We start from the raw sequence: 21,493 nt of genomic DNA on the forward strand, positions 1-21,493 counted from the left end.
AGGCGCGATATGGACCATGTGAGTTTTACCGAGATATGCCTACATCAGTTGAAAATGTCAGGTGTACATGAAGGGGAGCGACTGATCGTTCTAACCCAGGGGCATGAACGTCTAGCGTACGCCGACGCATTTATGGCCGCAGGCCAGCGACTTGGAGCCGAGATGTATCATATGAGGCTACCTTCGCCATTGCCTTCTAATGGCTGGGCTGTCGGGGTTACGGGACTTGCCGATTTACCCGGTGCTGTGGAGGCGCTTAAGAACTGCGACATGTTGATTGACTGCGTATTCCTTTTGTTTTCTGCTGAACAGTTTGAAATCCAAGCGGCAGGTACGCGTATTTTAACTGCGGTGGAACCTCCTGAGCTTCTGGCCCGTATGCTGCCATTTCCAGAGCTGCGAGAGAAAGTTTCTATTGCAGCGGAGTTAGTTGAAAACGCTAAGGATATGCGGATCACATCCCCGTATGGGACAGATATTACATACAAGCTGAATATCTATCCTACTATAGCAGAGTACGCTTGTACAGATACACCAGGTCGTTGGGATCATTGGCCTTCGGGGTTTGTATTCACTGGCGGTGACGATGACGGTGTGGATGGAACCATAGTTGTCGCCCCAGGTGATGTTCTTTTACCGCAAAATCTCATGGTTAGGGAGCCAATAACTTACACTATAGAAAAAGGTTGGATAGTCGATATTCGCGGCGGTCTTGAAGCTCAGATCGTTAATTCCTATATGGACTCATTTAATGATCCCCGTGGTAAAGGAATGAGTCATGTAGGCTGGGGAATGAATCCACATGCTAAATGGCACAGCTTTGTTCCGGGGCAATTTACAGGTGGAATGGGAATGGAGCTCAGAAGTTTTTACGGCAATGTAATGTTTTCAACCGGTCCAAACAATGAGCTTGGCGGATCGAATGATACCGCCTGTCATCTTGATATTCCAATGCGTAACTGTTCATTGTTCCTTGATGATACGCCAGTGGTCATTGATGGCGACATTGTTGTTAAAGAAATTCAGCTAGTGCAAAGGTAGACGTGCTGCTAAATTGTGCGGACGCAAGGAGTATTATATGTCACAAAAAGAAGTATATGACGCTGCAGGTTTCGGTAATCCGGTGTCTAGAGGCGTGCACCCAGCTATCATTGTTGTTGATTTTTCGTATGGATTTACTGATCTTCAATATCCAACTGCCTCTGATGCCTCACTCCAGATGTCCCGCACAAAAGAAATTTGTGACTTGGCAAGGGCATTAGAATTTCCGGTGATATTTACCACAATCGCATATCATCCAGGGGAGATTCCGATGCTTCCGTGGTTGGAGAAATCTTCTGGTATGGCTGCATTGCTCTATGGGTCCCGATTAGTTGAAATAGATATGGCAACAGGTATTCAGCCAAACGATGTAGTTGTTGTAAAAAAAGGAGCCTCGTCTTTTTTTGGGTCGACGTTATCCAGCCTGCTGGCAGGGACAAATACTGATACAGTTGTGGTGACAGGTGCAACGACCTCGGGTTGCGTCCGCGCTACTGTTGTAGACGCTGTACAATCCGGGTTCAAAGTGCTTGTGCCAGCGGACTGCTGTGCGGATCGTGCGAAAGGGCCACATGAAGCGAGTCTGTACGACATACAGCAAAAGTATGGTGATGTAACCGATTCCGACGACATTTTAAAATGGCTGCGATCGGTTGCGGGCTAGTCGATTTATTAATTGTAGTCCTTAATTTGGTGCGTCTCGGCACATATAATGGGCGCCGAACGCACATTTCTACTTTTTAAGTACGCATGTAATTTCAGATGCTTCGCTGAGTCAATTATTTAAGTCATAGTGTTATCGCGATTTATGTTTTATTTGTCTCGATGACGCAGTTTTTGATTCTGTATTCGGTTGAGAATTTTGGTGATCTGTCCGTGAGTTAATTGAATTTTAGGTTTGGTGTGTGATGGATAGAGTACTTTGCAAATAAGTGTGGCAAGTAAGGCTTATATGCGTGTTCGGGGGGGTATTTAATCTCATCGCTTTCAGGGCTGATCCACAATTAGACGATCCTAATTTCTTGTCGCGGGTTCATTGAGCAGCCGACTCCCTAGTCTTCTATATCGTTGGAAGCTAACACATTGAAGAGCTTCCATTTCTTCTGTAATGCCGTTCTGGTGGCAAGTTTGGGCGAGCCGCAACTGTGATGGAAATAGCAATGAACTGGACCTGGTTTCATAAGCTCGGCTCACCCAAGTGGTTCTACGGCATCAGCGGCAGACTGTTGCCCTGGCTGAGCGTCGCGGCCCTGTTGCTGATCGGCATCGGCCTGGCCTGGGGCCTGGCTTTCGCGCCGCCGGACTATCAGCAGGGCAACAGCTTTCGCATCATCTATATCCATGTCCCCGCGGCGATGCTGGCCCAGTCGGTCTACGTGATGCTGGCGATCTGCGGTGTGGTCGGCCTGGTGTGGAAGATGAAACTGGCCGATATCGCCCTGCAATGCGCAGCGCCCATCGGTGCCTGGATGACCGCCGTGGCGCTGGTCACCGGGGCGATTTGGGGCAAGCCGACCTGGGGTTCGTGGTGGGTCTGGGACGCACGACTGACGTCGATGCTGATCCTGCTGTTCCTGTACTTCGGTCTTATTGCGTTGGGCAACGCCATCAGCAATCGTGACAGCGCCGCCAAGGCCTGCGCGGTATTGGCGATTGTCGGCGTGATCAACATCCCGATCATCAAGTATTCGGTGCAATGGTGGAACACCCTGCACCAGGGCGCGACCTTCACCCTCACCGAAAAACCGGCGATGCCGGTCGAGATGTGGCTGCCGCTGCTACTGACCGTGTTGGGTTTCTACTGCTTCTTCGGCGCAGTGCTGCTGCTGCGCATGCGCCTCGAAGTGCTCAAGCGCGAAGCCCGGGCCAGCTGGGTGAAAGCCGAAGTACAGAACAGCCTGGAGGCCGCTCGATGAGTTTCGCGTCATTCGGCGACTTCCTCGCCATGGGCCATCACGGCCTGTATGTCTGGTCAGCCTATGGCATCTGCCTGGCGGTGCTGGCCCTCAACGTGGCGGCGCCGATCCTGGCTCGCAAGCGGTATCTGCAACAAGAGGCGCGTCGTCTGCGCCGGGAGAACGGTCAGTGAATCCGCTGCGCAAAAAACGTCTTGTCATCATTCTGGCGATCCTGGTCGGCGTCGGCGCGGCGGTCGGCCTCGCCCTCAGCGCCTTGCAACAGAACATCAACCTGTTCTACACCCCGACCCAGATCGCCAATGGCGAAGCGCCCAAGGATACCCGCATCCGCGCTGGCGGCATGGTGGAGCAGGGCTCGCTGGTGCGTTCCGGTGATACGCTGGACGTGAAGTTCAACGTCACCGACTTCAACAAGACCGTGACCATCACCTATCGCGGGATCCTCCCGGACCTGTTCCGCGAAGGGCAGGGCATTGTTGCCCTGGGCAAACTCGACGCCGACGGCGTGGTGGTGGCCGATGAGGTGCTGGCCAAGCACGATGAGAAATACATGCCGCCGGAAGTGACCAAAGCCTTGAAAGACAGCGGCCAGTCGGCGCCCGCTCCCGTGAAGGAGGGTTGATCGATGAATGCCGGTCTGTTTATTCCTGAGCTGGGCCATCTGGCGATGATCCTGGCCCTGTGTTTTTCCCTGGTCCAGGCCGTTGTGCCGTTGCTCGGGGCCTGGCGTGCCGACCGCTTGTGGATGAGCCTCGCCCAGCCGGCCGCATGGGGGCAGTTTGCGTTCATGCTGTTCGCGTTCGGTTGCCTGACCTATGCGTTCATGGCCGACGACTTTTCCGTGGCCTATGTCGCCAGCAACTCCAACAGCGCCTTGCCCTGGTACTACAAGTTCAGCGCGGTGTGGGGTGCCCACGAAGGTTCGTTGCTGCTCTGGGCGTTGATTCTTGCCGGCTGGACCTTCGCGGTGTCGGTGTTCTCCCGACAGTTGCCGCAAGTGATGCTGGCCCGGGTGCTGGCGGTGATGGGCATGATCAGCATCGGTTTCCTGCTGTTCCTGATCCTCACGTCAAACCCGTTCGAGCGCATCCTGCCGCAAGTGCCGATGGACGGCCGCGACCTCAACCCGTTGCTTCAGGACATCGGTCTGATCGTCCATCCGCCGATGCTCTACATGGGCTACGTCGGCTTTTCCGTGGCCTTCGCGTTCGCCATCGCTGCGTTGCTCGGTGGTCGCCTCGACGCCGCGTGGGCGCGCTGGTCGCGGCCATGGACCATTGTCGCCTGGGCCTTCCTCGGGATCGGCATCACCCTCGGGTCGTGGTGGGCCTATTACGAACTCGGCTGGGGCGGCTGGTGGTTCTGGGACCCGGTGGAGAACGCCTCCTTCATGCCATGGCTGGTCGGCACGGCGCTGATCCACTCCCTGGCCGTCACCGAAAAACGCGGCGTGTTCAAGAGCTGGACCGTGCTGCTGGCGATCGCGGCGTTTTCGCTGAGCCTGCTCGGGACCTTCCTGGTGCGCTCCGGCGTGCTCACCTCGGTGCATGCCTTCGCCTCGGACCCCGAGCGTGGCGTATTCATCCTGATGTTCCTGCTGTTCGTGGTCGGCGGTTCGCTGACGCTGTTCGCCCTGCGGGCACCCGTGGTGAAAAGCCAGGTCGGCTTCAACCTCTGGTCCCGGGAAACCCTGCTGCTGGGCAATAACCTGGTGCTGGTAGTGGCAGCGTCGATGATCCTCCTCGGGACACTGTATCCGCTGGTGCTCGATGCGTTGTCCGGCGCCAAGCTGTCGGTCGGCCCGCCGTATTTCAACGCATTGTTCATTCCGCTGATGGCGATCCTGATGGTGGTGATGGCGATCGGTGTGCTGGTGCGCTGGAAGGACACGCCGGTCAAATGGCTGCTGGGCATGCTCACGCCGGTGCTGCTCGGCACCGCCGCCCTGGCCGTGGTGGCGGGCATCGCTTATGGCGATTTCAACTGGGCGGTGCTGGCGACATTCGTGCTGGCGGCGTGGGTATTGCTGGCGGGCGTGCGGGATATTTTCGACAAGACTCGCCATAAAGGTTTCGTCAAAGGCCTGCCGACCCTGACCCGCAGTTACTGGGGCATGCAACTCGCCCACCTGGGGATCGCCGTCTGCGCCCTCGGTGTGGTGCTGTCCAGCCAGAACAGCGCCGAACGCGACCTGCGCCTGGCACCGGGCGAGTCCATGGACCTGGGCGGTTATCAGTTCGTTTTCGAGGGCGCCAGGCATTTCGAAGGTCCGAACTTCACGTCCGACAAAGGTACCGTGCGGGTCATTCGCGACGGCCAGGAGATCACCGTGCTGCACCCGGAAAAACGCCTCTACACCGTACAGAACTCGGTGATGACCGAAGCCGGGATCGACGCCGGCTTCACCCGCGACCTCTACGTGGCGCTGGGCGAACCCCTCGGTGATGGCGCCTGGGCGGTACGCGTCCACGTCAAGCCGTTCGTACGCTGGATCTGGTTCGGTGGCTTGCTCACCGGCCTGGGCGGCGTCCTCGCGGCGCTGGATCGGCGTTATCGGGTCAAAGTGAAAACCCGGGTGCGCGAAGCCCTGGGCGTGACGGGAGCCACTGCATGAAACGTTGGTTGATGGTGTTGCCGCTGGCGCTGTTTCTGGTGATGGCGGTGTTCCTGTATCGGGGGCTTTACCTGAACCCGTCCGAATTGCCCTCGGCGATGATCGGCAAACCGTTTCCAGAGTTTTCCCTGCCATCGGTACAAGGCGACAAGACCCTGACCCGCGCCGACCTGCTGGGCAAGCCGGCGCTGGTCAACGTGTGGGGCACCTGGTGCATTTCCTGTCGGGTCGAACATCCGGTGCTGAACAAACTGGCCCAGAACGGCGTGGTGATCTACGGCGTCAACTACAAGGACGTCAACGCCGATGCCTTGAAGTGGCTGGCCGAGTTCCACAACCCGTATCAACTGGACATCCGTGATGAAGAGGGCACCCTCGGCCTGAACCTGGGCGTCTACGGTGCGCCGGAAACCTTCTTCATCGACGCCAAGGGCATCATTCGCGACAAGTTCATCGGGGTGATCGACGAGCAGGTCTGGCGCGAGAAGCTGGCCGGCAAATATCAGGCGCTCGTGGATGAGGCCAAGCCATGAAGCGCTGGTTAATTGCCGCCATCCTGGGCTTGAGCCTGGCCGGCGTGGCCCACGCCGCCATCGACACCTACGAATTTGCCAACGATGGCGAGCGCGAGCGGTTTCGCGAACTGACCAAGGAACTGCGTTGCCCCAAGTGTCAGAACCAGGACATCGCCGACTCCAACGCGCCGATTGCCGCCGACCTGCGCAAGGAGATCTTCCGTATGCTCGGCGAGGGCAAGGACAACCAGCAGATCATCGACTTCATGGTCGATCGCTACGGTGAGTTCGTGCGCTACAACCCGGCGCTGTCTTCCAAGACCGCGCTGCTCTGGTTCGGCCCCGCCGGGCTGCTGGTCGGTGGTTTCGTCGTCATTGCAGTGATCGTGCGTCGCCGCCGGGTCCAGCGCACTGCCGCCCCGGACACGCTTTCTGTCGAAGAGCGCCAGCGCCTCGACCAACTGTTGGATAAAACCAAGCATGATTGATTTCTGGCTCGCCGCAGGTCTGCTTCTCCTGGTTGCCCTGAGTTTTCTGTTGATCCCCGTGTTGCGTGGCCGTCGCGCCCAGTTGGAAGAAGACCGTACTGCGTTGAACGTGGCGCTGTACCAGGAGCGCGTCGCCGAACTGCAGGCCGAGCGGGAGGAGGGCGTGCTCAACGCCGCGCAGTTGGAAACCGGCCGCGCCGAAGCCGCCCGTGAGCTGCTGGCCGACACCGAGGGCGCCGAGGCGCCGCGCGAGTCGCGCCTGGGCAAGCCCTTGCCGTTGCTCGCCGCCGTGCTGGTGCCGTTGCTGGGCTTGGGGCTGTACCTGCATTTCGGTGCCAGCGACAAGGTCGAACTGACCCGTGAGTTCGCCCTGGCGCCGCAGTCGATGGAAGAAATGACCCAACGCCTGGAGCGGGCGGTGGCGGCGCAACCGGACAACGCCGAGGGCCTGTATTTCCTTGGCCGTACGTACATGGCCCAGGACCGGCCCGCGGATGCAGCGAAGATCTTCCAGCGCACCGTGGCGGTGGCGGGCCGCCAACCCGAACTGCTGGGCCAGTGGGCCCAGGCGCAGTACTTCGCCGATGGCAAGAAATGGTCGGACCAGGTCCAGGCCCTGACCGACGAAGCGCTGAAGCTCGATCCCAAGGAGGTCACCAGCCTCGGCCTGCTGGGCATCGCCGCGTTCGAAGGCGAACGCTACCAGGACGCGATTGATTACTGGAGCCGCCTGTTGGTGGAGCTGCCGGAGGGTGACAAGTCCCGCGAGGCGTTGCAGGGCGGTATCGCCCGCGCCACCGAGAAGCTCCAGGCTGCTGGCGACCAGGTTGCGCCGGCGCAGGCCCAGGCACCCGCCGCCAAGACGGCCGCCGTGCTCAAGGTGCGTGTCGAGCTGGCGCCGGCGCTCAAGGCCAAGGTGCAGCCAGGCGACAGCGTGTTCATTTTCGCCCGCGCCGCGTCCGGCCCGCCGGCCCCGCTGGCGGCCAAGCGCCTGACCGTCGCCGACCTGCCGGTGACCGTAGAGCTGGGGGATGCGGACGCGATGATGCCGCAACTGAAACTGTCGAACTTCCCTGAAGTCCAACTGGTGGCGCGGATCTCCCGTGCCGGTCAACCCACCGCCGGTGAATGGATCGGCCGCAGCCAACCCCTGGCGAGCAGCACCACCGCGCCGCAGCACCTGACCATCGACAGCCCGGACCAATAACAGGAATTCGCACAATGACCGCCATCGCTCGTATCACTTTGCTCACGCTCGTCCTGGGCCTGAGCGTTTATGCGGTCCAGCGCTACCCTCGCCGTCATTCTTTCAACTTATGGTCGTCAGGGGGAGCGCCAATCATAGCCGGTTAGTCTCGATACATAGCACGTTCGTCGGGATTCACGCTTGGGTGGCTGGAGGTTGAGCATCTTGGTCGCATATGGGCTCGTCGTCCAGATTGTTATTTCGACTGCGCACTAAGCCTCCAAAGAGGAGACCTATCTCGAACAGGAGCCACATCGGTACCGCCAGCAGGGTCTGGGAGAAAATGTCCGGCGGAGTCAGGATCATGCCGACCACGAAGCAACCGATGATCACGTAGGGGCGGATCCTCTTCAGGTAGGCCACGTCGACCACGCCGATCCACACCAGCAACACCACGGCCACGGGGATTTCGAACGCCACGCCGAAGGCGAAGAACAGCGTCATGACGAAATCCAGGTAGCTGTTGATGTCGGTCATCATCTCCACGCCCGCCGGGGTGGCGGCGGCGAAGAACTTGAAGATCAGCGGGAACACCAGGTAATAGGCGAAGGCCATGCCGGTGTAGAACAGCAGGATGCTGGACACCAACAGCGGCACGGCGATGCGCTTTTCATGCTTGTACAGGCCCGGTGCGATGAAGCCCCAGATCTGGTGCAGGATCACCGGGATCGCCAGGAACAGCGAGACCGTCATCGTCAGCTTCAATGGTGTCAGGAACGGCGACGACACGTCGGTGGCGATCATTGTCGCGCCTACCGGCAGGTACTGGCGCAGTGGTGTGGAGACGAATGTGTAGATCTGCTGGGTGAAGGAAAACAACCCGGCGAAAATGGTGAAGACCGCTGCCACGCAGACCAGCAGTCGTGAGCGCAGCTCGGTGAGGTGCGATACCAGCGGCATTGGTTGGTCGTTCTCTGGGGTTTCGCTCATGAGGCTCGCGGTAGCAAATTAGGGAGATTTGAATTGTTAGGCGCTGGAGTCGCTGGAGGCGGCGTATCGACCGCAGATGCAGATTCATCCACCGCAGGCGTCTGAAGCACGATCTTTTGATCGGTAACGTGCGCCACCAAGGTCAGTTCCTGGTTGGTTGGTGCGAAGATTTTTCGCGCCTCATCCTCTAGGGAAATAATGCGTCCGCTGTGTAGCCGCCGACGAATTTCGTCAGCGCCGATTTCACGTGCAAGTTCCTCTTTGATGGCATTAAAGCTGCGTTTGAGGCGGCCTACCCACATACCGGCCGCACGTGCAGCACCTGGCAAGCGCTCGGGGCCCAGCACTAACAGGGAGACTAGGGCAACGAGCAACAATTCAGTGAAGCTGATCCCAAACATTAGTCAGTGCTCACGCGTTGTTACGAGTTGGCTCTTCAACTCTTTGCGCCTGCACGTCTAAGGTGCTTGGCCCATTCACAGGCTGGGTGGTCTTCGGTGATATCGATTCGGTCGGTTGCTCCGCAGACATGTTGGGGGCGGATGGTGGTTCATCATCGTTCATGGCTTTGCGAAAGCCTTTAATCGATTCGCCGACATCGGTGCCGAGGTTTTTCAATTTCTTGGTGCCAAACACCAGCACCACAACGACTAATATAACAATCCAATGTTTCCAGTCAAAAATACCCATATGCCTGTTCTCTTTAAGTTGAATTAGCTAAATTTTTAATTGTATTAAAACAGATCCAATAGTTCTGCGATCGGCTATCTGAGCTATTACATCGTCATCACTATGACTTGGCCTTTCAAACTCCAATTATTTCTGAGTATTCTCCCCGTAAGCTGACGGCTCGAGGCGAACCGCCATTCCTTACGAACTGCCAGTGTCTCATTTTTGATACCATATAAACTATAAGGCTCTACCTTGAGATACTTGAAATTCAAAAAAATTCAAATGGGTAGGAGATAATCAGTCGAGTTCGAGTGATCCTACCGCCTGTACTGATGTCGCCTGAGTGCCAAGATTGTATTAATTTAGTCGTCAATGCCTTAGCCGGACCGCTCGGGATGATATACTGAGCAATCAAATCGGTCTCCCGCTCTTCTTCAGACTTCCCATAAAGTCCAAAATAAGCTGAGTCTGCGTTAACTTTACTGCCGTCGATGTCCGTCCCACGAATATGCTTGGCTGTCAAAGTCAAACCCGGTACTCCAAACGATTGCATGTCCAGCTCATAGCGAAGCTGAACTGACTGCTCATTTGGTGCATTAAAGTCTGACAATTCAGCGGCGTTTGCTAGGTATAGACCGTCGCTAAAAACACCTGCTGCCACTCCGGGACTGACGCTTCCTATCGCTGCGTAATCGTGGGGCTGGTCACCATCATTGCGCTGAAACGCCAGTGCGAATGTGTGAGGACCCGTTGCAAGTGCTGCTGAAATTGACGCTGCTGTGACATTAATATCACCTGCCTTTGCTTCTCCCGAGTTGAGGCTGCGGTATAAGTTAAAGTCAAGCGTTAATGATTGTGATTCGGATAATGCGATAGCTTGGTTGATATTGGTATAATACTGATCCATGAGGTTCTCATACCGAGAGCCATAAAACGATATAGATGTCTGATCACTGAGCGCGTACGTACCACCAATATATCCCACCTGTGGGGTGCTGACCCTTGCGAAAGCCAGTCCGAGATCGCCGCTTCGATTGGTAGAAAGGTAACTTGTACCTGAGGTGAAAAGTCCAGCGGATAGGACGATATCCTTTAGCTCTCCGCTATCGAGCATCCAGCCAGTTGCGGTCTGGTTCAGTAACTTAGAGCTGCCGGTAGCGAACACAGGAACTTTTGGTTGTAAGTCACCGTATCTTAGTGTGGTATTGGACAGTTGAACCTTGATGCTGCCCCCCGCTTTACTATAGCTATCCGCCGGCTGACCGTTGTCGCGAACAGGGAGCGTCACAGAGCCTGTCCGTTTGCCGCTTCCGTCGAGCTTTATGGCTCCATAGGCGAAAGCATCGATGCCGAAGCCCACCACACCCTGGGTAAATCCAGAGTTGAAATCAAGCATTTCACCCTGTGTCCAATCACGCTGTGTACCCAAATCGCCAGTCTGATGCCAATAGTGATTGCGGGAAAGGAGGTTGAGATGACTGTCTTCTAAAAATCCAGCAGACTCCGATTGGGAGTTTGCATAACAAATGCCTGTAGGCATTAGTACTAGTACGGCCCCTGCAGCTAAACCTTTATGGTAGATTTTGTTATTCATTAGCTGATCTCGAGAGGAGAGTTTAGTTGGGTGTAGCGTAAAATTCGCTTGCTGGTTATATTTATTTAAATAAAGAGTTGGTTGTTATTCTGGTTGGATAATTTGCATGGTGCAGCCAGCATGATCGGATTTCATAGCATGTTAGCTTCCAGTTGGGTATAAAATCATTATACTTTTGGAGCTGTTATCCTATCTTAATTTTTTTGGCTTGTTTTACTTGCTAGGCGATATTGCGCTGGCGACTATTGCTGGATTTAGTCGCGTCCTTATGTATTATTTTTTGATGAGGATAATGAGTGTTCCTGGTTATTAGTGTCAGGCCGAATTAAGCGGTCACTTCCCCAGGTACGCCACTGCCGTTATTTCAATGAGCGCACTATCGCTGGCAAAGTCAACTACTCTCACGCCGGACGCACTTGGCGCTACCAATCCTTTATAAACGGCTGCTCTGGTCTCTAGGGCCTTAAAGTAAATGTCATTGTCTGTTTTATAGTAAATAGTTTCGCTTACAACATTGCTAAAGTCCGCGCCATGGGCTTTTAGGATAGCTGCCATTCGCTCGTAAATTAGCTGCATCTGCTTTGTAGCATCGCCGGCATAGACCTCTTTTCCGTCCTTGTCAACGGAGGTGACGCCTCCAATGCGTAGAAAATCCCCAGCTTTGACTGCAATTGAAAAGCTGTACTGCTTCTCAAATTCAGCATTCAAATGAAACGCTGCTTTGGGCTCCATTGCAAACAATTGCGTGGATAAGAATGGCAATAGAGCTAGTAATAGAATTTTACGCGTTCTGAACTTGTTGAAATGAGATGGATGCGGGGTAGGTGTTGTTAGAGTGGTCATACATGTGCTCCTTTTTGTTTTTTCTTAAGCTACGCTAGCTTGTGCTTCAGGTGTTAGACATGAGCCGCCATATGCTTATACATTTTGCGCCACGGGGCCAGCCATCGCCGGGATTCTGAATTTTAAGGTGCCTTCTTGAGGAAATTGCAAAACCTGGGTTGGAAAGAGGTTTGCGCGTGCTCTCGGGGCGAGTTAAATTTATATTTCTTTTTACTGGTTGCATGTGCGATGACTCAATGCTGCAGAGCAATCCTCCCGTTGGAAATGCCGGTGTTCTCGCTCGATGCAACTGATCAAGCGTCCTTGAAGATAGTCCAGAGCCGTGAACAAGGTGACGGTGCCGTGGCGCGCATAATTGTGTGACTACGTACGGATGTGACCGATCGTCAGGGCAAACCCCGGTTGGGTCCGCTCAAGTGCTTGAACTTGGCTATTTTCATCGCAACAGAGCACCAGCGCTTTGTCCGGCGGATCCAGGTAGAGGCCGATGACGTCCCAAAACTTCTCTTCGAAATGCGGGTCATTGGGCCGTTTGAAGGTGCGGGTTAGGTGCGGCTCCAAATCGTTGGCAGCCCAGATCTTGTCCACACTGGTGGCTGAAATTCCAGCCGCCCGGGCCATGCTTCGGCGGCTCCAGCGACGTTCACGGATCCGGGGTTGTGTGACTTGCTCAAGCACGCGTTGTACAGTGTCAAGGGGCAGGAAGGGTTTACGACCGCGACCTGGCTTATCGATCAAACCGTCTAGCCGCTGATCCTGAAAACGTCGACACCAACACGTGACGACAGGAAGCGAGAACCCGGTCAGCCGGGCAATTTCTACCCGCGTGCAACCTTGGGCCGCCAACAGAATCACTCGTGCCCGACGACCGTCGCGCTGGCTGATGGTGGCCGAACGGACACGCCGGCTCAGTTCGGTGTGCTAAGCTATGCAGTTGCTGTCCCAGGTCGACGCGATGGGCCAGAAGATCCACCGCCTTGAAACGGTCAACGAGCAACTTGCTTACGAAATCGCCATCCTCAAGCGACACAAGCTCGCCAAGCGCAGCGAGCAACTGAGCCCCGACCAAGGCAGTCTGCTCGACGATCTGCTCGATACCGATATCGCAGCTATCGAAGCCGAGCTGAAGGCAGCCAATCCACAGGCCGCACCGGCGGAGCCACGTCAAGCGAAATTACCGACTTGCTCCCTTTTCGCTGGGTCAAACAGGGAGGCTGATCGTTGGGAATATCCATCAAGCGGGAAGATAGCGATAGACCTTTGTTTCTCTAACAGAAAATCCTGCTCCCTCATATAAACGATGAGCAGATTCTCGATTTGGGTTAGACGTAAGATCCAGTTTTTTTGCGCCCAGAGCATGACTTCTTTCTACAGCTGCCTGAATGAGTGCTTTGCCGACCCGTTGTCCCCGGGCACCAGCATCCACAACAACGTCCTCGATCCACGCACGAACTACTGTCGGAATACGGAAATGAATGAGGGTTAGCGCTCCCAAGATATCTTCTCCACCTGCCCCCTTTACGACCAATAAATCCGAGCATTCTGCACCTACGATCTGCTGCAATTCTTGCATTGTCATCGCCTTCGCATTCATGGAAAGCTGGGGGAGTAGGTCATTCAAAGACTTGAGCAATACCGGATTTGTCTCTCGAACCAACTCGATCAATATGGGTTGATTTGTCATTAGAGTTCCTCGGATAGGGAGCAGTGGCGAAGGTAAGAAGTCTATCAAGACACGGCACCAAGCCTCACACCATGCGATCAGACAAATTGCAGTCTCAATATAATACAGGCTACGCATGACCCGCTGGATGACGATGGACATCTCGCTGTTTGACAGCCACAGTCAAAGAAACCAGACGGGATGACCGGACGCTTACTGATGGTGCGCCTCGCTGGCCGGGAGTAGCTGAACCTGCTCGGCGTAACGATGGATTGGATACAAGCAGAGCTGAGTGAATTGGGTATGGGAGAGGGCGGTGTATTGCCAGATACGATCCAGTAACTGGCGGCGGTGATCGACCGCCAGTAGAGTTTGAGCTGACTCGACGGACAGGTAACCTTCAGTGACGTTCGCGGACAGCAGGGAGGAGGCTTTTGCCTTTTGCGAAGAAATAGGTTGAGAAGCATCGTGGTCTCCAGGGTGGCGGCCGGACCTATGGCCTTTTAGCCTTTTTGGATAGAGCTCTTACCCTTGAACTCCCAATTCCCCTTCGACCTTTGATCTCCTTTTGACTGCTGTCCTTTTTTACGCGGTACTCGGAATATTGAAATCGCCTGACATCGGTTTCTTGAGCTGGTACTGACAAGAAAAGATTCAGTACACTGCGGCTGCATAATTTGCGGGGCCTGCTATGAACCTTACTGACGCTACGCTCGTGCTGCTCCTCGCAGCACGCATCCATGGAACAGACGAGGTTGTCAGGGCCTCAGCGAAGAGCGTGGCCAAGAAGTTGCCGCGCAGCAAGCGCGATCTGATCTACAAGGTTATCGACAGCCGAAGTCCGCTCGACCTAGTCGGGTTTCTGGCAGAAAACCTAAATAACTGACCTGCGATCTTTTCCGTAGCCCGCTGCGTCCTAGGAGGCTCTCGGAAGTAGGTAAAGTTGTCCGCGGAAAACGTGGGTATATCAATGGATAAAACTCTGCGTGCCATGAAGTACGCTGATTACGATAGGAGGATTACTAACTGAGCAGCGCGTTTGTAGTAGCTGAAACCTAGATGCGTCTTTGCCCGTAGAGCAAAGCCAAATTCCCATCGGGCACTCTCGAGCAATTCGAGTGTTTAGTAGTTCGATTTTGTTCACGTTTCCGTCGGTTGCCCAGAACCGCCAGAAGTCCTCAGTTCACCTTTACGAAGGTATTCTCCGGCCTTCTTGGTTTCGTTGAGGGGGCAACGATCGTGCGTAATGTTCCCGTAGTCGAGTTTCTTCTAGAGAATGGTTGGCTCACGCCGTGGGAAGGCGGGCTTAACCAGAGACTGGACTTACTAGTGGATAAACCAAAAGAGTACGCTCTTCGAGAAAGGCGATAAATTCCCGCACTGATTTTGGTACGTATCGGCGTGATGGATAAACGACAGAAATTTCCAGGGTCCGCGACTGCCAATCATCCAGAAGTTGCATCAGGCGTCCTGTTTTTAGGTCTTCTATCACAAGAAAATCAGGTATTAGCGCAATGCCTATGCCCGCCAACGCCATTTCTCGGATAGCTAAACTATTACTAGCTGAAAATTGACTAGAAATGTTGATGTCACTAACGTGATTTTCTTTATGAAAGCTCCATTTTGCTGGGCTTGCACCTAAAGTATACAACAAGCAGGCGTGGTCCTGGAGGTCTTGCGGAGTAGTGGGAGTGCCGTTTGCATCGAGGTATGACTTGGTAGCAACTAAGATATGGCGAACATGAGCGATACGTTTAGCTACTAAAGTTGAGTCACTTAGTTCGGCAATTCGTAAAGCCACATCCACACCTTCGGTGAGCAAGTTGATTTTTTTGTCATCCAGACGGAGGTCAATGGTTATTTTTGGATGTTTTTGTTGGAACTCAGCCATTCCTGGCAATATGTGCATCAACCCAAAGCTCATCGGAATGGCTGCAACTACCTTGCCTATTGGCTCAATACGATCCTCATCAATTTCTTTTTCTGCCTCTCGGATTGCTTGAACAGCTACTGATACGCGTGCGTAATATCGTTCCCCAGCAGCGGTGAGAGATAATTGTCGTGTAGTACGATGGATTAACCTTGTGGAAAGTGTGGTTTCTAGTGCCGTGATGTGCCTGCTCACAGCTGACCGAACCATACCGAGCTTTTTGGCTGCGGCGGAAAAAGATTTCGCCTCAATCACCGTTATAAAAATGGAAATTGCCGTTAGGTTCTCCACTTTACAGTCCTCCCCCTCTATTTTCGCCGCTGATGAGCATGTGCTGTTGGCCGTTAGAGGATAGCATCAAGGCAATCACAGTGATTAGTAACTTTAAGAGAACACTGCATTCTAGTTTGAAGCGCTTATCTTGGCGGTGATCATGCCGCACGATTGATGCATCAAATAAAGGTGGGTTTTATGATCGTAATAAATAAATCCGAGGACCGTGGATCATTCAAAAATAGCTGGTTGGATGCAAAATTTTCGTTTGAATTTGGATCTTACCGAAATTCCGAGCGCCGAGGGTTTTCGGATTTAATTGTTTTTAATGATGATATCGTTCAGCCGAAGTCTGGATTTACAGAGCATTCACATTCAAACGTAGAGGTGATGTCTTACCCTTTAATGGGTGAAATTGAACATCGAGACAGTATAGGTAACTGCCAAAGAGTTAGTTACGGTGATGTACACTTAATGCGCGCAGGAAAAGGCATTTCACACAGTGAAATGAATCCTTCGGACAGTGAGATTGAGCATCATGTACAATGGTGGATTAAGCCAAAAAATTTGGACAGTGATCCTTCCTATCAGCTATGCACGTTTACGCCTGAAGATAAAGTTGGACGGTTGTGCCTTATAGCTTCAGATAATTCGGCGGACGGGGTGCTTTGCGTTGATCAGGACGTTAGGATTTACGCCTCCATATTAACGCCGATCGAGTTGGTGTGGAAGGTGCCTATGAATCGCCGTGCATATCTTCATGTGTTAAGTGGCGGTGTAGCTATTAATGATTTTGCGCTATCGGCAGGAGATGCCATCTTTGTGGGAAACTGCACGACAATTGCAATAAGTTCGCTAGATAGTGCGGAAGTGTTGCTGTTTGATCTTCGTTAATCTAAATTACTGGTCTGGGAGAAGGAATATGTTCGGCTATGCAAAATCAATTTTGTCAGTCGCTTTAATTGTTGTCGGTCTTGTCCTCGGTCTTGGTGATGCGAAAGCAGCAGAATCGTTATCGGCGGCTAAGGTTTTAGACCAACTCACGCCAGAAAATACAGCGTTGCTATTGGTGGATTATCAACCTCAATATGCTTTTGCTACACAATCAATAAGTATTGATGCTCTCATTAACAACGCGACTGCGCTGACGAAAGTTGCCAAGGTATTTAAGCTTCCTACAGTCATTACAACGATCACCGCGGACAGCTATGGCGGACCTATGTTTCCGCAAATCAGAGCAGTTATGCCAGATGCTGAAGTTATTGATAGGACGCCGATTAATGCTTGGCAGGATGAAAAAGTTCGTAAAGCAATTCATGCCACAGGACGGAAGAAATTACTGATTGCAGGTCTGTGGACTGATAATTGTGTAATGCTACCAGCCTTGTATGCACTTAAAGAGGGCTATGAAGTTTACGTGGTCACTGATGCAAGTGGGGATTCTGACGCTGTCTCGCATGAGCGGGCAGTGCAGCGTCTTGTGCAAGCTGGAGCAGTCCCTATAACTTGGTTGCCTGTCCTGTTGGAACTTGAAACTGATTGGACTAAAGATAAAACGAACGGCGAGGTTTACAATATTTTGCGCGATCATGCTGGGGCAATGGGTATTGGCGCCTTTTATAAACAGTTTTTAAGTACAAAGTAGCTCGTTTGAACCGTCGCGGCGAGCCTCATAGATACGTCTAGATTCTCTCCGCGCGGTGCCTATGAAGCTCGGTGGTAAAAATTAAGCGTTCTGGGTGATGTGATGCGATCTAGGGTAATAGTTAAGGCCTCCTTCTCGTGTGCTGATTGATTGTTGAACACTGGTTAAACCATTAAATTTATAGTCGGTGGGGCGTGCACGATTACATCGGCTTGACTGATACTACCTAAACAAACTTTAATTTTTTTCCTAGCCATGTAGGTAGGATATGGACGACCGACCGGTGCAGCGATGATCGACTGGCACGCCCAATTGAGTTCGTGTGGGTTGGCAACCACACCTACCGTGGCGGCGAATTGCATGCCTGCTCCTCTTCATCATTTGCCGTTTTCCACCTGACTGAATGTAAGCGCGCCTTGAACCCTACATTCACTGTCACCAGTCGATCCCTGATGCTGCGCTCCCGATTTCTTTCTGGAGCCTGCCCTCGATTATGCGCCCCGACGCTAAAGTGGAAAAAAAAAAAGCTATCTCCATCCTAAGTCTGTGGACTTTTCGAAAACTCCTCGACGGCCTAGTGGCCCTGGTCGAACGTAAAATAGGGTGCCATTCTCGGCACCCTGTTCTTCGTTATTCTGAATCGCCACAGTAATCGGATGAAAACTCTTTATCGGGAGCGCGACGGCTTCTGGGCCTTTGGCTCAAGCGCCTCGACGCCGACCGTTTTAGAATCGCCGTCGATACCACCGACGAGGCCGTCGTTGCCTGACCCGGTATAATCCACAGCATGATTTCCATGCCTGACGTCTTCCCGGCGACCTTGCATTACTCAAGCGGTTGCTTTGTGAATCGCAATCCAAAGTCGCCTATCTCGAAGAGCAGAATGTCCTGCGGCGTCAGCGCCTGTTTGTCGCAAGTCCGAACAATCTGCCGACTCGCTAACGCCACAGTTGGCCTTGTTCAATGAGGAAGAAGCTGAGCTTGTGGCGGCTGCGAATCCAGACCCGGACGAAGAAGTCGTTGCACCGTTCAAACATCGCGGCAACGTAAGCCGCTTCCGCCCGAGCTCTTCCGGACTGAAGTCATTCACGAATTTCCCAAGCATGACCTGAATTGCGACTGCGGCTGCCGCAAGCCCATTATGGGCGAGTGTACTAGCGAACCGCTAGAGATCGTGCCGCTGCTGATCCGGGTGATCAAATACATCCGCAAAGTGTATGACTGCCGTGGCTGAAGCTGCGACGGTCACCGTAGATAAACCTGCTCAGTTAATTGAAAAGAGCCTCGCCTCAGCCATGTTTAGCGATGCTGTTGACCACTAAGTACGTCGACGGATTGCCACTTCATCGTTTCGAGAAAGTGCTGTTGCGACACGTGATCGACATCCCTCGGCAAATCCTGGCGCGATGGGTCATTCAATGTGGCGCACCTGCAGCCGCTGCTGAATGTGAAGGGCGATAACCTGCTTGAAGGACGCGTTATCCATTGTGATGAAATCTGTGTTCACGTACTCAAGGACGAAGTTCACGAGCCCAACAGCCAGTCCTTGATTTGGGTTCAAAAGGGTGGGATTCCTGCACACCCTGATGTACTTTCGATTATGCATCCAGTTGTGGGGGGACTTGCCTGTGCACCTGCTTGAAGGCTATCGCGGCTATGTCATGATTATGCCGGCTATAACGCTATCACTTTAAATGAGGGCTTCGAGCGCATGGGATGCTGGACGCATGCACGTGTTAGTTCGTCGACGCGCAGAAAGTACAACTTACGGGCAAGGCACGGCGTGCTGATGTTGCGTTGAGTCTGATCAATAAACTCTCAGGATCGAGCGTGAAATCAAGGATGTCGGCGACGCTGAGCGCCTGGTGATTGGTCAAGCATGGAGCATTTCGGTTCTGAGTGAAATACAAAGTGGCTGGAGAAAACTGCATAGGTAACGTCGCAGAATGCCCTGGAGAAAGCCGTTTATTATCCGCAAGCAACTGGAACAAGCTCAAACGTTATGTAGAGGCGGGCCATCTGCCGATCGACGACAAACTGGCAGAAAGAGCGATAAGGCCTTTTGTCATCGGGGTAAAGCTTAGCTGTTCAGCGATGCGCCGAAGGACGCCACCGCCAGCGCTCAGATCTACAGCCGGTCTAGACCGCCAGGGCGAACGGACAGGAGGCCTATCTGGGGTTGCTCCACGTACTAGAACGGCAGCCGCATGCGCAGTCGGTTGTCGAGTAAGAAGCACTATTGCCGTGGGTGGCGAGCATGTAGTTGATAAAGCTAGCTTTTGATCCGTTTGGATTGGTGAACCCCGAAGAATCCTTTCTGAGCCTTAAAGCATAGCGTGCCGGCCACGCAGTCAGCGATTGCCAGCCGGTCATTAGAAGCACACAATTGAGTCCACCAATCATAAGCTTGGCTTTGGAATCCAAAGTCTTTCAATAGGTTAGAGGATGAGTTATGATCCCGTCCGCTGCGCCATATTCGGTAACCTGGAACACTGAACGCCAGGTCACCACGGAAAAACCCGCGATAGCGGGTTTTTTTCTGCCTCAAGTTTGTACGTTGTACCCGCGGGATGTGTCGTTTTTCCGGTTTTCGGATTTATTTGAAAAAAACTTCAAATAAATCAACACTTTACGAAAACTTGTGGCATAATGCGTCCCGTAACGAAGCGAAGGGTGATTAGCTCAGCTGGGAGAGCGTCTGCCTTACAAGCAGAATGTCGGCGGTTCGATCCCGTCATCACCCACCATTCGTTTCAAGCGTTTCGCGCAGCGGTAGTTCAGTCGGTTAGAATACCGGCCTGTCACGCCGGGGGTCGCGGGTTCGAGTCCCGTCCGCTGCGCCATATTCGGTAACCTGGAACACTGAACGCCAGGTCACCACAGAAAGCCCGCCTTGTGCGGGCTTTTTGCTGTCTGGCATTTGGCCGGCCTTCAAAGCGATCCCGGGATCGCTTTTTTTGTGTCTGCGCAGTTATTGCTCGGCGTTGCGGCTGTGTCGGTAGTCGCTGACAGCTTCATACACGGCTTTGCGCAGGCGATTGATCCCGCCGATGGGGCGGTGTGCCTCGATACCGAACCAGGGATTGAATGACTGGTTGTCGCATTGCAGGTTCAGTGCCGGTGTATCGAAGTCCTGCGCCGGCACCCTGATCTGCGCCACCGTCTCGAAGGGCGCATCGCTTTCGCGCCATTCAATGCTGGTGTCTTCAATCGGCATGTACTTGTTGGCGTCCTGTCGCTGGATTTGCAAGACGAAACACGCGGGTACCCGGTCGGTCGACAACTGTTGATTCAGCGCATTGCGCAGGAAGTTCGGCAACTTGCGGTTTTGTTCCGGCAGGTTGTAGGCCGGGCAACTGCCCGGATCGGGCATGACCCGGAACTTCGCATTGGTCTCACCGAATTTGTAGGGTGAAACCGAAAAGTACGTTGTCCTGGTTGGGCTCGATGGAGCAGGGGACAACGTCGCCAGGGCAATAAACAGGTGGCGAACCTGCCACGAACGCGGATCCCACCCCGGGAAGAACGCCATCATTTTTTTACCCTCGGCCTGGGCAGCGACGTTCTGACGGTATTCGGCCACGTCACTTACAAAGAAGTTCGGATGGCTGAACATCACAAAGTCCTGTTCGCTTCGCCCCGGCTGATCGCTCAATAGTTGTTTGCCCGGTACATCGAACAGCTTGATCGCCATGCCCCGGGCATCGCGGATGCTGTCGAACTGCGGGTAGGCATTGCCATTGGACAGGCGCATCGTCGCTTGCCAGGTTTTGCCCGGCTCGCTGAACACGCCCTGGCGCAATTCGCTGGCCAGTTCCGGCAACACCTGGACTTCGGCTTTGACGCAGCCGTGGGCCTTGGCGTGGGCATCGCGCAGGTAGCGGGTGCTTTCGCGGTGCTGATCGACGATGCGCACGGCGGTCTGGATGATGTCCCGGGTCATCGCGGCTTCATTGTCCGCAATCGACTCCTGCGCCGACACCGGTCCGCGCTGCTGCCAGGCAAACCAGGCGGCCAATGCCCAGCCAAGCACGCCGAGAACCAGCAGCCACAGCAACAGCTTGCCGAGGAAGGCGCCCAGGCGAAGCCAGAGTGTAATCAGCATGAGAGCGTCCTTTTG

Annotated in this window: 21 protein-coding genes, 2 tRNA genes and 4 pseudogenes; 16 read left to right on the top strand and 11 right to left on the bottom strand. The window is 53.9% G+C overall.

Annotation, left to right across the window (positions count from 1 at the left end; genetic code table 11):
* Nucleotides 1-9: 9 nt before the first annotated feature.
* The 9 genes from BSF40_RS02580 to ccmI all read left to right on the top strand — a co-directional run bounded on the left by BSF40_RS02580 (nt 10) and on the right by ccmI (nt 7,784).
* Complete coding sequence (locus BSF40_RS02580) at nt 10-1,041, top strand: leucyl aminopeptidase (RefSeq protein WP_095963985.1); 1,032 nt, start codon at nt 10-12, stop codon at nt 1,039-1,041.
* 37 nt (nt 1,042-1,078) lie between these two features.
* Nucleotides 1,079-1,705 carry an isochorismatase family protein gene (locus BSF40_RS02585; protein ID WP_013973861.1) on the top strand — a complete coding sequence of 209 codons (627 nt, stop codon included), beginning with the start codon at nt 1,079-1,081 and terminating at the stop codon, nt 1,703-1,705.
* A gap of 496 nt (nt 1,706-2,201) precedes the next feature.
* Nucleotides 2,202-2,957 (top strand): heme ABC transporter permease, encoded by a 756-nt coding sequence (locus tag BSF40_RS02590; protein ID WP_095963986.1) that lies wholly within the window; start codon nt 2,202-2,204, stop codon nt 2,955-2,957.
* Entirely contained in the window at nt 2,954-3,130 is a 177-nt protein-coding gene (gene ccmD / locus BSF40_RS02595; RefSeq protein ID WP_007939192.1) for a heme exporter protein CcmD, read from the top strand. The genes BSF40_RS02590 and ccmD overlap by 4 nt, the downstream gene beginning before the upstream one ends.
* The gene (ccmE, locus tag BSF40_RS02600; protein WP_095963987.1) at nt 3,127-3,582 is read left to right on the top strand and encodes a cytochrome c maturation protein CcmE; all 456 of its coding nucleotides are present in this window, start codon (nt 3,127-3,129) and stop codon (nt 3,580-3,582) included. The genes ccmD and ccmE overlap by 4 nt, the downstream gene beginning before the upstream one ends.
* Before the next feature lie 3 nt (nt 3,583-3,585).
* Complete coding sequence (locus tag BSF40_RS02605) at nt 3,586-5,574, top strand: heme lyase CcmF/NrfE family subunit (protein WP_095963988.1); 1,989 nt, start codon at nt 3,586-3,588, stop codon at nt 5,572-5,574.
* A complete protein-coding gene (locus BSF40_RS02610; RefSeq protein WP_095963989.1) occupies nt 5,571-6,107 on the top strand; it encodes a DsbE family thiol:disulfide interchange protein in 537 nt (178 codons plus the stop codon). The genes BSF40_RS02605 and BSF40_RS02610 overlap by 4 nt, the downstream gene beginning before the upstream one ends.
* Nucleotides 6,104-6,577 carry a cytochrome c-type biogenesis protein gene (locus tag BSF40_RS02615; protein ID WP_095963990.1) on the top strand — a complete coding sequence of 158 codons (474 nt, stop codon included), beginning with the start codon at nt 6,104-6,106 and terminating at the stop codon, nt 6,575-6,577. The genes BSF40_RS02610 and BSF40_RS02615 overlap by 4 nt, the downstream gene beginning before the upstream one ends.
* Complete coding sequence (gene ccmI, locus BSF40_RS02620; RefSeq protein WP_095963991.1) at nt 6,570-7,784, top strand: c-type cytochrome biogenesis protein CcmI; 1,215 nt, start codon at nt 6,570-6,572, stop codon at nt 7,782-7,784. Before BSF40_RS02615 ends, ccmI begins: the two co-directional genes overlap by 8 nt.
* A gap of 174 nt (nt 7,785-7,958) precedes the next feature.
* On the opposite strand, the gene tatC is transcribed toward ccmI, so the two are convergent.
* The 6 genes and pseudogenes from tatC to BSF40_RS02650 all read right to left on the bottom strand — a co-directional run.
* Nucleotides 7,959-8,753, bottom strand: a complete 795-nt coding sequence (gene tatC, locus BSF40_RS02625; protein WP_064614978.1) for a twin-arginine translocase subunit TatC — start codon at nt 8,751-8,753, stop codon at nt 7,959-7,961.
* Nucleotides 8,750-9,154: a Sec-independent protein translocase protein TatB gene (gene tatB / locus BSF40_RS02630; RefSeq protein WP_095963992.1), complete on the bottom strand. Its 405-nt coding sequence runs from the start codon at nt 9,152-9,154 to the stop codon at nt 8,750-8,752. Before tatB ends, tatC begins: the two co-directional genes overlap by 4 nt.
* 10 nt (nt 9,155-9,164) lie before the next feature.
* Nucleotides 9,165-9,443, bottom strand: a complete 279-nt coding sequence (locus tag BSF40_RS02635) for a twin-arginine translocase TatA/TatE family subunit (RefSeq protein ID WP_024087607.1) — start codon at nt 9,441-9,443, stop codon at nt 9,165-9,167.
* Between the two features lie 250 nt (nt 9,444-9,693).
* Nucleotides 9,694-11,019, bottom strand: a complete 1,326-nt coding sequence (locus BSF40_RS02640) for an OprD family outer membrane porin (RefSeq protein ID WP_064614977.1) — start codon at nt 11,017-11,019, stop codon at nt 9,694-9,696.
* A 333-nt stretch (nt 11,020-11,352) separates the two neighbouring features.
* The gene (locus tag BSF40_RS02645; RefSeq protein ID WP_013973850.1) at nt 11,353-11,862 is read right to left on the bottom strand and encodes a RidA family protein; all 510 of its coding nucleotides are present in this window, start codon (nt 11,860-11,862) and stop codon (nt 11,353-11,355) included.
* A gap of 264 nt (nt 11,863-12,126) precedes the next feature.
* Nucleotides 12,127-12,774 (bottom strand): annotated as a pseudogene (locus tag BSF40_RS02650) (IS630 family transposase); the annotation flags it as partial.
* A 16-nt stretch (nt 12,775-12,790) separates the two neighbouring features.
* On the opposite strand from BSF40_RS02650, the pseudogene BSF40_RS02655 reads away from it, so the two are divergent.
* Nucleotides 12,791-13,030, top strand: a pseudogene (locus BSF40_RS02655) (transposase); the annotation flags it as partial.
* 66 nt (nt 13,031-13,096) lie between these two features.
* Here the strand turns inward: BSF40_RS02655 and BSF40_RS02660 are convergent.
* Nucleotides 13,097-13,546 (bottom strand): N-acetyltransferase, encoded by a 450-nt coding sequence (locus BSF40_RS02660; protein WP_080956999.1) that lies wholly within the window; start codon nt 13,544-13,546, stop codon nt 13,097-13,099.
* 198 nt (nt 13,547-13,744) lie between these two features.
* A pseudogene (locus tag BSF40_RS02665) lies at nt 13,745-13,992 on the bottom strand (TraI domain-containing protein); the annotation flags it as partial.
* A 224-nt stretch (nt 13,993-14,216) separates the two neighbouring features.
* Here BSF40_RS02665 and BSF40_RS02670 point away from each other — a divergent pair.
* Nucleotides 14,217-14,411 (top strand): hypothetical protein, encoded by a 195-nt coding sequence (locus BSF40_RS02670; protein ID WP_046816069.1) that lies wholly within the window; start codon nt 14,217-14,219, stop codon nt 14,409-14,411.
* A 420-nt stretch (nt 14,412-14,831) separates the two neighbouring features.
* Here BSF40_RS02670 and BSF40_RS02675 read toward each other — a convergent pair whose 3' ends face one another.
* The gene (locus tag BSF40_RS02675; protein WP_095963993.1) at nt 14,832-15,746 is read right to left on the bottom strand and encodes a LysR family transcriptional regulator; all 915 of its coding nucleotides are present in this window, start codon (nt 15,744-15,746) and stop codon (nt 14,832-14,834) included.
* A gap of 180 nt (nt 15,747-15,926) precedes the next feature.
* Here BSF40_RS02675 and BSF40_RS02680 point away from each other — a divergent pair, with 180 nt between their 5' ends.
* The gene (locus BSF40_RS02680) at nt 15,927-16,622 is read left to right on the top strand and encodes a pirin family protein (RefSeq protein ID WP_158231151.1); all 696 of its coding nucleotides are present in this window, start codon (nt 15,927-15,929) and stop codon (nt 16,620-16,622) included.
* 28 nt (nt 16,623-16,650) lie between these two features.
* Complete coding sequence (locus BSF40_RS02685; RefSeq protein WP_080957002.1) at nt 16,651-17,373, top strand: hydrolase; 723 nt, start codon at nt 16,651-16,653, stop codon at nt 17,371-17,373.
* Nucleotides 17,374-17,537: 164 nt separating this feature from the next.
* On the opposite strand, the gene BSF40_RS31435 is transcribed toward BSF40_RS02685, so the two are convergent.
* A complete protein-coding gene (locus BSF40_RS31435; RefSeq protein WP_141249694.1) occupies nt 17,538-17,735 on the bottom strand; it encodes a hypothetical protein in 198 nt (65 codons plus the stop codon).
* A gap of 425 nt (nt 17,736-18,160) precedes the next feature.
* Between BSF40_RS31435 and BSF40_RS02690 the strand changes: the two are divergent.
* The 3 genes and pseudogenes from BSF40_RS02690 (at nt 18,161) to BSF40_RS02700 (ending at nt 20,216) form a co-directional block, all read left to right on the top strand.
* Nucleotides 18,161-19,603: pseudogene (locus BSF40_RS02690) on the top strand (IS66 family transposase).
* 441 nt (nt 19,604-20,044) lie between these two features.
* A tRNA-Val gene (locus tag BSF40_RS02695) sits at nt 20,045-20,120 on the top strand.
* A 19-nt stretch (nt 20,121-20,139) separates the two neighbouring features.
* Nucleotides 20,140-20,216: transfer RNA gene (locus BSF40_RS02700), tRNA-Asp, on the top strand.
* 128 nt (nt 20,217-20,344) lie between these two features.
* Here BSF40_RS02700 and BSF40_RS02705 read toward each other — a convergent pair.
* Nucleotides 20,345-21,478, bottom strand: coding sequence for a catalase family protein (locus BSF40_RS02705; RefSeq protein ID WP_095963994.1), 1,134 nt, complete (start codon nt 21,476-21,478; stop codon nt 20,345-20,347).
* Nucleotides 21,479-21,493: the final 15 nt, after the last annotated feature.

The organism is Pseudomonas sp. ACN5 (assembly GCF_002303975.1).
Taxonomy (GTDB): domain Bacteria; phylum Pseudomonadota; class Gammaproteobacteria; order Pseudomonadales; family Pseudomonadaceae; genus Aquipseudomonas; species Aquipseudomonas laurylsulfatiphila.

Coding starts and splice junctions, on each gene's coding strand:
- BSF40_RS02640 (WP_064614977.1), bottom strand. CDS start 11,019: ATGAATAACAAAATCTACCATAAAGGTTTAGCTGCAGGGGCCGTACTA.
- BSF40_RS02605 (WP_095963988.1), top strand. CDS start 3,586: ATGAATGCCGGTCTGTTTATTCCTGAGCTGGGCCATCTGGCGATGATC.
- BSF40_RS02705 (WP_095963994.1), bottom strand. CDS start 21,478: ATGCTGATTACACTCTGGCTTCGCCTGGGCGCCTTCCTCGGCAAGCTG.
- BSF40_RS31435 (WP_141249694.1), bottom strand. CDS start 17,735: ATGCAATTCGCCGCCACGGTAGGTGTGGTTGCCAACCCACACGAACTC.
- tatB (WP_095963992.1), bottom strand. CDS start 9,154: ATGTTTGGGATCAGCTTCACTGAATTGTTGCTCGTTGCCCTAGTCTCC.
- BSF40_RS02585 (WP_013973861.1), top strand. CDS start 1,079: ATGTCACAAAAAGAAGTATATGACGCTGCAGGTTTCGGTAATCCGGTG.
- BSF40_RS02615 (WP_095963990.1), top strand. CDS start 6,104: ATGAAGCGCTGGTTAATTGCCGCCATCCTGGGCTTGAGCCTGGCCGGC.
- ccmD (WP_007939192.1), top strand. CDS start 2,954: ATGAGTTTCGCGTCATTCGGCGACTTCCTCGCCATGGGCCATCACGGC.
- BSF40_RS02635 (WP_024087607.1), bottom strand. CDS start 9,443: ATGGGTATTTTTGACTGGAAACATTGGATTGTTATATTAGTCGTTGTG.
- BSF40_RS02590 (WP_095963986.1), top strand. CDS start 2,202: ATGAACTGGACCTGGTTTCATAAGCTCGGCTCACCCAAGTGGTTCTAC.
- BSF40_RS02610 (WP_095963989.1), top strand. CDS start 5,571: ATGAAACGTTGGTTGATGGTGTTGCCGCTGGCGCTGTTTCTGGTGATG.
- ccmI (WP_095963991.1), top strand. CDS start 6,570: ATGATTGATTTCTGGCTCGCCGCAGGTCTGCTTCTCCTGGTTGCCCTG.
- tatC (WP_064614978.1), bottom strand. CDS start 8,753: ATGAGCGAAACCCCAGAGAACGACCAACCAATGCCGCTGGTATCGCAC.
- BSF40_RS02645 (WP_013973850.1), bottom strand. CDS start 11,862: ATGACCACTCTAACAACACCTACCCCGCATCCATCTCATTTCAACAAG.
- BSF40_RS02660 (WP_080956999.1), bottom strand. CDS start 13,546: ATGACAAATCAACCCATATTGATCGAGTTGGTTCGAGAGACAAATCCG.
- BSF40_RS02670 (WP_046816069.1), top strand. CDS start 14,217: ATGAACCTTACTGACGCTACGCTCGTGCTGCTCCTCGCAGCACGCATC.
- BSF40_RS02680 (WP_158231151.1), top strand. CDS start 15,927: ATGATCGTAATAAATAAATCCGAGGACCGTGGATCATTCAAAAATAGC.
- BSF40_RS02685 (WP_080957002.1), top strand. CDS start 16,651: ATGTTCGGCTATGCAAAATCAATTTTGTCAGTCGCTTTAATTGTTGTC.
- BSF40_RS02580 (WP_095963985.1), top strand. CDS start 10: ATGGACCATGTGAGTTTTACCGAGATATGCCTACATCAGTTGAAAATG.